Source organism: Candidatus Desulfolinea nitratireducens (assembly GCF_982879505.1).
The window spans coordinates 1-10,387 of the sequence record NZ_CEYOSI010000121.1 but is presented as its reverse complement, the minus strand read 5'-3'; the positions used below and the strand labels follow the sequence as shown (position 1 = coordinate 10,387).

General features: G+C 44.6%; 9 protein-coding genes. 5 read left to right on the top strand and 4 right to left on the bottom strand.

What is annotated here, in order from left to right; translation table 11 throughout:
• On the top strand, positions 1-1,428 hold a 1,428-nt coding region (locus tag AC3DOM_RS11295), incomplete at its 5' end, for an adenylate/guanylate cyclase domain-containing protein (protein ID WP_487919152.1).
• 144 nt (positions 1,429-1,572) lie between these two features.
• Positions 1,573-2,250, top strand: coding sequence for a hypothetical protein (locus AC3DOM_RS11290; RefSeq protein ID WP_487919151.1), 678 nt, complete (start codon positions 1,573-1,575; stop codon positions 2,248-2,250).
• Positions 2,251-2,529: 279 nt separating this feature from the next.
• Here the strand turns inward: AC3DOM_RS11290 and AC3DOM_RS11285 are convergent, their stop codons facing one another.
• A complete protein-coding gene (locus tag AC3DOM_RS11285) occupies positions 2,530-4,860 on the bottom strand; it encodes an FtsW/RodA/SpoVE family cell cycle protein (RefSeq protein ID WP_487919150.1) in 2,331 nt (776 codons plus the stop codon).
• Between the two features lie 146 nt (positions 4,861-5,006).
• On the opposite strand from AC3DOM_RS11285, the gene AC3DOM_RS11280 reads away from it, so the two are divergent.
• Complete coding sequence (locus AC3DOM_RS11280; RefSeq protein WP_487919149.1) at positions 5,007-5,426, top strand: HesB/IscA family protein; 420 nt, start codon at positions 5,007-5,009, stop codon at positions 5,424-5,426.
• A 56-nt stretch (positions 5,427-5,482) separates the two neighbouring features.
• Here the strand turns inward: AC3DOM_RS11280 and AC3DOM_RS11275 are convergent, their stop codons facing one another.
• Complete coding sequence (locus AC3DOM_RS11275; RefSeq protein ID WP_487919148.1) at positions 5,483-6,103, bottom strand: SH3 domain-containing protein; 621 nt, start codon at positions 6,101-6,103, stop codon at positions 5,483-5,485.
• 61 nt (positions 6,104-6,164) lie between these two features.
• Between AC3DOM_RS11275 and AC3DOM_RS11270 the strand changes: the two genes are divergently transcribed.
• Both AC3DOM_RS11270 and AC3DOM_RS11265 read left to right on the top strand, forming a co-directional pair.
• The gene (locus AC3DOM_RS11270) at positions 6,165-6,749 is read left to right on the top strand and encodes a zinc ribbon domain-containing protein (RefSeq protein WP_487919147.1); all 585 of its coding nucleotides are present in this window, start codon (positions 6,165-6,167) and stop codon (positions 6,747-6,749) included.
• Positions 6,750-6,817: 68 nt separating this feature from the next.
• Complete coding sequence (locus AC3DOM_RS11265) at positions 6,818-7,312, top strand: ferritin-like domain-containing protein (protein ID WP_487919146.1); 495 nt, start codon at positions 6,818-6,820, stop codon at positions 7,310-7,312.
• A 63-nt stretch (positions 7,313-7,375) separates the two neighbouring features.
• Here the strand turns inward: AC3DOM_RS11265 and AC3DOM_RS11260 are convergent, their stop codons facing one another.
• Complete coding sequence (locus AC3DOM_RS11260) at positions 7,376-8,269, bottom strand: aminoglycoside phosphotransferase family protein (RefSeq protein WP_487919145.1); 894 nt, start codon at positions 8,267-8,269, stop codon at positions 7,376-7,378.
• Positions 8,270-8,459: 190 nt separating this feature from the next.
• The coding region (locus AC3DOM_RS11255; RefSeq protein WP_487919144.1) for a glycosyltransferase family 39 protein at positions 8,460-10,387 on the bottom strand (1,928 nt) is incomplete at its 5' end.

The following is a 10,387-nucleotide window of genomic DNA, read 5'->3' as shown; positions in this document are numbered from 1 at the left end:
ATGATCCAGGAAGCCAGGGAAGTATTACTCGGTAAGGAAAATTCTCTCGCCCATATTTCGATTTACAATTACCGTGGGAAAACCTTGGGTACAACCCTTGGTGAAGCTGATAATATTGATCTTCCAGAGGAGAGGGTCTTAAGGATTTTTGAACGTCAGGACTACGAGAGTCAAATGCGATTTTTGATTGCGTCCGAGATTGATTATCGTGAGATCCTGGCTCCCTGGGAAGTGCGCGACGACCATGATATTGGTATAGTAGGAGTATCTCTCGCAGAAAGTTTTCTGGTGAGTCCAAGTCAGCAGACTCAGGTGCAAATATATATTCTCGCCACCATAGGACTACTTCTGATCATTGGTGTCGGTGTGCTTTTGTCCAGAAGGATCACGCAACCGCTAAAACAGGTTATCTTAGCGGCTTCCGAGGTTAGCCATGGTAAATGGGATGTAGTCGTGGAACCCCAGGGGAGAGATGAGCTGGCAATGTTGGCACATACCTTTAATTATATGGTCTCCAACCTAAGGGAAGGGGAGATTTACAGGGATATGCTAGGGCGTACGATTACCCCACAAGTACGGGATCAAATGAGAGAGGGGCTCCAATCCGGGAATCTAAAAATTGAGGGGCAAAATACTATCGCCACGATTATGATCACCGACATTCGCAGATTTACCGTAATCTCAGAGAATGAATCTCCAACGACCATTTTGGATTGGCTCAACCAATATTACGGGGAAATTGTCCCGATCATCAACGCCAACGATGGCGTGACGAGTGAATTTGTTGGTGATTCGATAATGGCATATTTCGGCGTACTGCCAATTCCCCTGGATCCTTCTGAGAGCGCTCTACAAACATGCCTGGCAGCAGTTGAAATCCTTAAAAATGTAAAAGCAATGAATAAACACCGCCGTGAAGTAGGCATCCCCCCAATGGTGACTGGTATCGGGATCAACACAGGGGAAGTCGCCGCTGGTGGTATTGGCACTGCCGATAGGCTTCATTACTCCATTATCGGTGATGCAGTCAATATTACAGCCCGGATCGAAAATCTCACCAAAGAACTTCATGAAACGAGTGCCATTATCAGTCAGGAAACCTATGAAGCTTTGGGCGATTATCGTGACAACTTTGTGTTTTCTCCATTGGGTAGTTATATGTTCAAAGGAAAATCAGAACCAATTATGGTATATCGCTTGCTACCAATAATAGTCAAAAAATGGGATCCTATCCAGGTGAATATAAACGACGCAGAGGTAGAGGATTTTGTGATCCTGGAAGGAATTGGGGCGAAAATTGCCAAGAGTATCGTCGAATACAGAATTGCCAATGGAGATTTTTCTCAGATCAATGAAATTGAAAATGTTTCAGGTATTGGAAGAATGAAATTTAGACAGATTAAAGATCATATTACAATTAGCAATTAGGAATTATTTTGTTTCCATTATAAAGAAATAGCCAAATAAAAACTGTGAAAGTCTAGCAAAACTGCAGGGCAATACCTGAAAAACGAGTCTATGATGTAAAAAGTAGTAATGGACGAAACGAGTATATAAATTATATTGAAAAGTATGGATGTAAAATCAAAAACCAAGCGAAAAATTAATATATCGAGTCAACTGTTTCAATGGTTGCGCGGATTTATGCTTACGTTAATATTTGCTGGCGGATTGTGGACCACAGTCCTTGCTGACAACTCATTTGTTGACGCAGAATATACATCCGTTCCGATTTTATTACAGGCCAATAAAAAAGCTGATTATAGCGTTGATCCGCACCTCAGCTTTAATGCCATTTCAATCGATATTGTTGCCGATATTCTGGCGGATGAAGCAATTACCGATGATCAGGTTAATGAACGCTTGGGCAATTTTTTTAAGAATTTAGAAGAACCGATCCCTTCTGTTTCATCGGAAGAAAAAGAAGAAGAGAAGGAGAAAAACGGCAAGAAGGAGAAAGTCGACAAAGACGAGAAGGACAAAGATACGAAGGATAAAGACAAAGGGAAGGACAAAGATACGAAGGATAAAAATAAAGATAAAGGGAAAGACAAGGACAAAGACAAAGATAAAGACAAAGACAAGGATAAAGGCAAGGACGAGAAAGACAAGGACAAAGACGGCAAGGACAAAGACGGCAAGGACAAAGACGGCAAAGACAAAGACGACAAAGGCAAAAAGGACAAAGACGGCAAAGACAAAGACGGCAAAGATAAAGACGACAAAGGCAAAAAGGACAAAGACAAATAAATTTATTTATTCTACATATAATGGTCTTTGCCAATAAGGCGAAGAAAGATGCACAAAAAAATGAAGAATATAACCGAATAGGGTGGAAGTTTACCAGCGATTCACATGCTGAGATTAGGATTTGTTGAGCAGCGGGGGAAATTTAAATTATGCCCGGGCATTCATCTTGAAGAAGATACATCAATATAACCGCTCATAATATGCAATTAGGCCATAATAGGGAGGTCGGAAACGAAGAATGACGCGCCATATTGTTCCTTCCTGGGTGAGTACTCCCAATCAAGGCGCATATCCCAACAAATTTCTTGCGATTTCTTTTGCCAGCTTGGGGTTATTTTCTTCCAGGAGCACGGCTAGTCCGAATGGCGTGCCACGCCATTCGGAAAGGGTTCCTGCAAGAAGCCAGGTGAGAGAATTTTCCTCAGTGTTGTTCGCTGAGATAATTTGCCAATATGATTCGTCTTCGCTGTCAAATGTGGTGATGAGCTGCCCGGTTTCTTTCGATGTGAAATACTCGATCGGCTCGCCGATAGCGTGGAGGATCACCCATCCATTTTGGGGTGTGTTCACGGCCAGGGCAAGGCGGGGAGCCTGAGCGATGCCCTCATTGCTCAGGGCTGCTGCGATCATCGCCATTTGAAATGGGCTGGCATAGCCCTTGCTGGTTTCTGCAACGGGCAAGCGTATCCCATGTGTAATTGATTGGCTGAAAAGCGCATCGAATTCCAGGCTAAGGGGATAAAGTCCCTGGGTTGCTCGATTGAGGAGTGGTGAATTTTCGTCTGTGAGCAGATCATCGCCGATCTCGCCGAGCAAGTTGGCATTAAAAGTGGGATGTGAAGCCATGGCGAGGATTTCTCCACTCTCGGCATTGACGAGAACGACTGCGCCCTGATGCTTGCCGAGGCTTTCGTCAGCGCGCGATTGCAGGTCAAGATCGAGGCTAAGACGGACATCAAGCCCAGGGGGAGGTTGTCCGTAAAGGATGTGATTCCACCAGATCAAGGTCGAGGGGTTGCCTGCCAGGCCGCGTAAATAATCGTCCAACTCGGCCTCAAGACCAGCTTGCCCGTATGTGGGATGCGTGTATCCAACTGTAGAAGCGAGATCCGGATAAATGTACTCACGCGAATATTCCCCTGATTTGCCAGTGGTGATATTGATGGGATTATTATTCCGGTCGAAGAGGTTTCCGCGCGGAACGAAACGATCTGCCAATGCGCGGCGAGGATTATCGCTGCGTGATAGCAGGTCTGGACCGCGGACGATTGCCCACCAGCCGTTGATGAGGGCGGCGGAGACCAATCCCAAAGTCAGGATGCCGCTCAGGATGTGATAGGGTTGTGGCTGAGGGAGGGGTGCAGCCTCTCCAGCATCGTTGCTGATCAAAATGAGCAGAAGTAATGCAAGATATGATGTCAGCAGTGAGGAGCCGCCATAAGAAATGAAAGGCAAAGTCACACCTGTCAGAGGCAGCAGACGCAGATTTCCACCAATGATCAGCAGGCTTTGGATGCCTAAATAGGCTGTCAGCCCGGCGGCAAGCAGACGGCGGAAAATGGTGGAAGCGTCGAGAGTGATCTTAAAGCCGCGGAAAAGAAGCATGCCAATTAACGTGAGCAAGCCTATCGTCCCTGCAAGACCCGTTTCCTCTGCCAGAGATGCAAAGATGAAATCGGAGTGCGTGACAGGCACAAATCCAGGAGATCCCAATCCAGGTCCACGCCCAAATAATCCTCCGTTCGCAATTGCCATTAAGGATTGGATGATCTGGTAGCCCCTACCGCTGGGATCGTCCCAGGGTGAGAACCACATTGCAAGCCGGACGTGGATAATATCGATAAAATAGTAGCCCAGCAAGCCTACGATCTGGAGGATTGCCGCATTGCCGAACAAAACGCGCTTTTTTCCTGTGGCCAAAAAGAGGACGCTGGCGTAGAGCATAATGAAGATCGAAGCCGCACCAAGATCACGCTGGAATAAGAGCAAAAGCAAAGCCAGACTAGCAAGAATAATAGTGGGAAATATAAGCGGAAAAATATTTCCTTTTCGCGGAATATGATCGGCAAGATAGGCTGCCAGGTAAATGACGAGGAGCAGTTTGAGCGGCTCGGAGGGTTGGAGATAGATCCCCCCTAATTCCAGCCAAAGACGTGGGCCCACGCCAAGGGGATTGGCCCCAAAGATGAGGGTCAGGGTGGTTAGGATCAATCCGCTGGTAAGCAGGATGTATTTATACCGACGCAGGGTGGGGAGTAAAGAATGCCACCGCAGACCAATGATCAGGATGAGGCTGCTGACTGCCAGCCATAGGCTTTGGCGTAATCCAAAAGTGGGAGTTAGTCGCCAAATGCTGAGAAGCCCCCATCCGCTTAGAAGGGCTGCAAGTGGAAAGAGATAAGGGTCTCGGTCAGGAGCGTCTTTGCTGATGCGAGCATGCACCAGCCAACTCAACCCGGCCCAGAGCGCAAATCCAGCCCAATGCATCCAGAGATAATCCACATCCCAGTTGCGGGCGCGAACAGCGGGGGAGATAGTCAGGATCAGACTATACAATCCGAGGAAGAGGGCGGCCAGTTTAAGAAGACGGGATTCAATTTGTTTTGGCATATTCTGCATAATACCACTTTATAGCAAAAAATCACAAATTTTCTATATCAAATGTAATTACAGTGGCATTTAATAGAATACTTATTTGACAGAGAAAAGTAATTCTGATAACATCTGTCCAAATACAACGAAGAATAGGAGTAGCCATGCTGAAAGAAGTTGAAAAACAAGTAGAAGAACGCTTATTAACGATATCACCTGAGGCAGCTCAAGCTGTATTAGGTATTATTACTGAAAAGAAAATGGATGGACATGCCTTACGCGTCTACGTTGCCGGGGGAGGTTGCGGTGGTATGCAATTTGGCATGGCTCTGGACGATAAGTTCAGCGATACGGATACCACTATTGAGATGGATGGTGTCAAGATCGTTGTGGATCACCAGTCCATTGAATTTATGCAAGGTGCAAGTATTGAGTGGGTGGATGATCCTCAAAGAGGAGCAGGATTTGTGGTCAACGCACCCAATGCCCAACAAGGATCTTGCTCCTGTGGCAATGGCGCCAGTGCTGAAAGCTCCTGCGGCTGTGGAAACGGCGGCGGTGGCTGTGGCTGCGGCGGTCACTAAAAAGATATAAAAAAGTCTGCGCCTAAAACGCAGACTTTTTCTTTTTAATCCATTGATTATCGACGTGCTACAGAAATCAACCCTCCGAGGAGACCAATAAAACCTAATCCAAAGATCAATAGCCCCATTGGGATACGGGGTGTGTCGGCTTGCGTTTCGTCCACGAAGGTGGGGATTGCAAGAGGTGCAGGAGGTGTAAAGGTTGGTAGGCGCGTTGGTGTTTCCGGAGCGATGAAAGCGGCAGCCAATGTCGGATCAATGGTTGGCGTTGCAAGAGGGGTAGGCGTGGGTGGGGCATCCATGACTTGCAGAAAATCCTGTGCAAATAAAGAGACATTCGGAGCGTACACCCAACCGATATTGCCTGGTGCGCCGGCATAGCCGATCATGATCCAGTCCCCGCCGGGGGAACGTCCAAGCGCTGGGGCAGATTGTCCAGCCACCAATATTCCGATACGCGGATAAAAGTAGGAGCTGGGTCCTGAGCGGACATTGACAAAATCCTGATCCAGGTTTACGGTAATCCGTGCCCCGGAGGGCGTCCCCGTGACGGTGGGCACCGAACCTGTTGGTTGCTGTGCCTGCACAAACCCCGGAGTAGGGGATTTGAAAGCTAATCCGATTGTCCCGACTATCATCAGTGTCCACAGAGATATTTTGATCCAAAAACGAGCCATAATTTTTACAACTTCCATTGGTGGTTTCGTAAATATGATAAAAAGGATTATAATCGAAAACATGGAAGAGCGAGTTTTTCACGGTAACCTGACCCCTGCAGATTTGGCCCGCGCATTAGAAGCGGCATTTAATCGCAGCAACCTCTATGCCCAGAAGGTTGGTTCTGGCGATAAAATGGCTGTTCAAATAACATCACGCCCAGGTGCACGCTCTGGTGGACAGACTGCATTGACGATCACCATCCAAAAAGTGACGGAAGGCGTGCATGTGCAAATTGGCAAACAAGCCTGGATGGGGATCGCAGCCAGCCTGGGACAAACCGCTTTTGCAGCGCTGCGCAATCCTTTTAGCTTGCTCCATCGCCTCGACGATTTAGCCCAGGATATTGAAAATCTGCAACTCGATGACGATGTTTGGGAGGTTATCTCCAGGGCAGCCCATGCCGCCGGCGCCTCGCATGCATTATCAGAAAAATTACGGCGGCTCACATGTGAGCATTGCAGGACGGCAAATCCTGTTGGTGAAGCAAGCTGTATTGCATGTGGTGCCCCATTGGGGGATGCCCAACCACGGACATGTTTATCTTGTGGTTACGTGGTCACGGGGGCTGAGAAAAATTGCCCCAATTGTAAAAAAGTGCTCTGATTTTGTGGATCTTATTTTAATTAGTAAAATCCCTATTCTTTTTTAACGCAACAGAACAGGAGAAAGCAATGAATATTTATGACTTTGCCATTCAAATGGAAAAAGACGGTGAAGCCTACTATCGTGAACTAGGTCGAAAATCGAAAGCCGAAGGGCTTCAGTTTATTTTCAGCATTTTGGCCGACGAAGAAGTAAGCCATTATACGATTCTTGAAAAAATGAAAGCGTCCGCTCCCAATCTTAAATTAAGCGCGAAAGAAAAAGATATCCTGAAAAGTGCCAAGAATATTTTCGCTGAGATGCAGGAAAAAATGGATGAGATAAATTTCGATCTGCCTCAGGTTGATTTCTATCGACACGCTTTAGAAACCGAAGAGAAGAGTATCGAATACTATCTAGATATGAGCGAGAAAGTGGAGAACGAAGCCCATCAGGCAATCTTTCTTAACCTCGCCAAAGAAGAAAAGAAACATAAGTTTTTAATGGAAAATTTGATTACCTTTGTTTCCCGTCCAACTACCTGGCTTGAAGATGCTGAATTTAATCACCTGGATGAGTATTAAATCATAGAGAAATAAAATCCTTAAATCCACGGACCATAAAAACACCGCGTGGATTTTCATTGTTTATAAGCTTTCAAAAATCTGGGCACAATTATTAAATTCATTCCCACAGGAGAGATTATCCTCTTCGCACCAGATCGCCGCCAAAACTGCCTGTGAGAATGCCCAGCCGATCACTCTCTGGCGATCAAAACCCAATCGTTCAACAATTTGATCCACGCGCTGCTTGAGCAATGTGCGTGGATTTTCTTTCTCCAGCAACCCAGGCATGGGATTGCGTAAAAAGGCCCCGACTTCATAGCAGGGTTCACCAATCACGCCTTTCGGATCTATCGCCAGCCATGACTCTCGTTCAGCGGAGAGGATATTCCCGTGATGCAGATCGCCATGCAATAACACGGGTTCATCACTTGATTCAATCAATTCAAAAAATATATCTTCTGCCTTTTCAACCAATCTGATATCGAAGGGTCCGGTTTCCCCCAAGTACCGATTTCGAAGGCGTGAAAACCCTTTGGACCAATCCTTCACGGTCGGAAAGGGGTAATCGCCCTGATAAATTTTCCAAATGGATGGCAGGATATTCAATAAGATATTTACAGCTTTTTCATCTTCCATTTCCCACAAGGATTTACCGGGAATCAATCTCTCCAGCAAAAAGACAGAATTCTCATTGTCGGCTTGAAGCAGGTTTACCATGCCGCATCCCTCAAAATGGCGAAGCGCGGCAATTTCAGCATCCAACTCTCCATTAGAAAAGCCGGCTTTGATGACCAGCCTCGTTCCATTTGGGCGCCACGTGGGAGCGACATAATTGTAGGAAAGATCCCTAAAAGGTGCGCCGATCTCCAAATCCCAGAGCTGGGCATAATTGGCCAACAGGTCGGGTAATGAATTCAGCCAACGTTGACCATCAATACCATGCAGGGCGATGATCGTTTCAATAAAAATACTCACGGGCTCACCTGTCATCAAGGCAGGAAGGCAAATCCCATTTGTGGAACTAGATGCTTTACTTGTGGCGCTCTACTTGGAGATGCCAAATCATATAGATATTTATCTTGTGGTTATGTGGTTACCGGTGCTAATATATTTGCCCAAGCTGTGAAGAAAGGTTTTAGCTTTCTTAATATGCTGGAGGATAGTTTCACTGACCAAATACTTTTTCAAACTCAGCCTCAGATATTTCGTAAATCAGATAAACTTCATCTATTGTTGCCTGGGGATAAAAATTATCACGCAGCCATTGAAATTCATCGACATACCACATACCTGCTAAATCATTGGGTGATACAACAATCGTCCCAAAGGTCGGCTGTTCCGGCTGAAACTGTGCGGTAGGATTAGTCTTCAAATATTGATAAAGTTGTGTTTCCGCTTGGTTCCAATCCAAATTAGAGTCTATTAAATATTTATGTGCATTGCGAGGGTCCCATACTAACTCGTTAAAATACGAGATGTAATTTGGATAAGCGAATAATACAGAAACGCCGAGATAAATCATCAATCCAAATGTGAAAATTTGCCTATCTTTTCGCATTGATGCCCATTTAAGTACTAACCCTCCGCTAAAAATGTAGAGAAAGGGAAAAATGATCAAATAGAATCTAATACCGATTTGGGTTCGGAAAAAAAAGTTGAAGTAAATAAAAAAGAATCCAACAGGTAAAAGCAGAAAAATCTCATTCTTTGTGAAATTAAATTCCTTTTGACCAAGCAAATACAAAGAAAGAGCAAGCAAGATGAAAATCTGAGTGGATATCGGAACCTTCAATAAAGATGCATAAATAAAATATCCGTTAAATCCCTTGCCCTCTCGAACTTCCCCGAATAAATAAGTATTTCCATACCCCGCACCAGTTTGCTCTCGTTGCTTTACCCAATCAAGCCCTTCCAAATAAGGATACGGTACTGGAACCGGCATAAATCCAATTTTTGATAACTTCACTTGAATGGATTGAAATAACTCGGAACGAAATGAGTAATCCTTAATTGGGGTAAATGTCCGATTAAAGAGAAAGCCTATATTAATAATAACCACGCTTATTGTCAAAAATACGAGGGCATAGTTAACACCTGACTTAATATCTTTCAAGATCATCAGATATTTTTTATTGCGAAATGATGCGATCCAAGCTGGAAATACACGAATCAATGCAATTGTCAGTAGGAGGGGATAAAGATAGGCACCTGTATATTTTGCTAACTGACACACCCCCAATACGATCGCACTGATCAACAATTTCTTCAAATTTGGGTTATTGCAAAAAAGCCAAAACGTATAAAGTGTTAGCAAGATCATGCCCACCGCATAGATATCAGTGGTTATAAGTCTCGAGTGTGCAATAATATTGGGGTCAAAAATATAAAGGAAGAGGGCAAAGAAACCTGCGGGTGCCCCATATAGCAGCTTAGCCCAGCGATAAATAAAATATGCGATCAACATTGAGAAACCTATCGTAATAATTCGCCCGGACAAGGGGTCTGCAAAGCGCGGATATAGATATTGATTAGATATGAGATACGAAATTTTCTTAGGTATTGCATTTAGGGCGGAAAGAGGCATCTTGCTATCATCAAATCGAGATGAATTGAGTTCTAGCATATTCCTGCCATAGCGATAATGCCTAAACTCATCTGCTGTATATGATTTATTTTGAATGCTGCCAGTATTGATGGTTAAAAAAAACAAGAGCAAGATCGATAATAGAGCTGTTTCTAATATTTGAATACGAATTATCGACTGTTTATTTTTCGGAATTAGATCGCTGAAATACAAAAAAAGCAGTGTTAGCACGCCATTTATCACGGCCCATAACATCAACGGGGCTAATCTGGAAAAGACTCCTTGCAGATAATTGTCTTCAGTCACAATTGCTATCAACAATATCAACGCCCCGACTATTATTTCAAGAAGAGAAAAAAAAATAATCGCCTTTAGAAATGCTTTATTGGAAAGTTTTTCCTTTGCAATGCAAAGCATTTTTTCATCCATCTCTTGATTTCTATAGCCTAACGTCAGTAAAATTGCTATAGGCAAATCGCACATAAAAACAAATAGAATCAATAGCGCTC

Bases quoted from the DNA above. Each gene is read 5' to 3' on its own strand.
- AC3DOM_RS11290 (WP_487919151.1), top strand. From the start codon at position 1,573: ATGGATGTAAAATCAAAAACCAAGCGAAAAATTAATATATCGAGTCAA.
- AC3DOM_RS11285 (WP_487919150.1), bottom strand. From the start codon at position 4,860: ATGCCAAAACAAATTGAATCCCGTCTTCTTAAACTGGCCGCCCTCTTC.
- AC3DOM_RS11280 (WP_487919149.1), top strand. From the start codon at position 5,007: ATGCTGAAAGAAGTTGAAAAACAAGTAGAAGAACGCTTATTAACGATA.
- AC3DOM_RS11275 (WP_487919148.1), bottom strand. From the start codon at position 6,103: ATGGCTCGTTTTTGGATCAAAATATCTCTGTGGACACTGATGATAGTC.
- AC3DOM_RS11270 (WP_487919147.1), top strand. From the start codon at position 6,165: ATGGAAGAGCGAGTTTTTCACGGTAACCTGACCCCTGCAGATTTGGCC.
- AC3DOM_RS11265 (WP_487919146.1), top strand. From the start codon at position 6,818: ATGAATATTTATGACTTTGCCATTCAAATGGAAAAAGACGGTGAAGCC.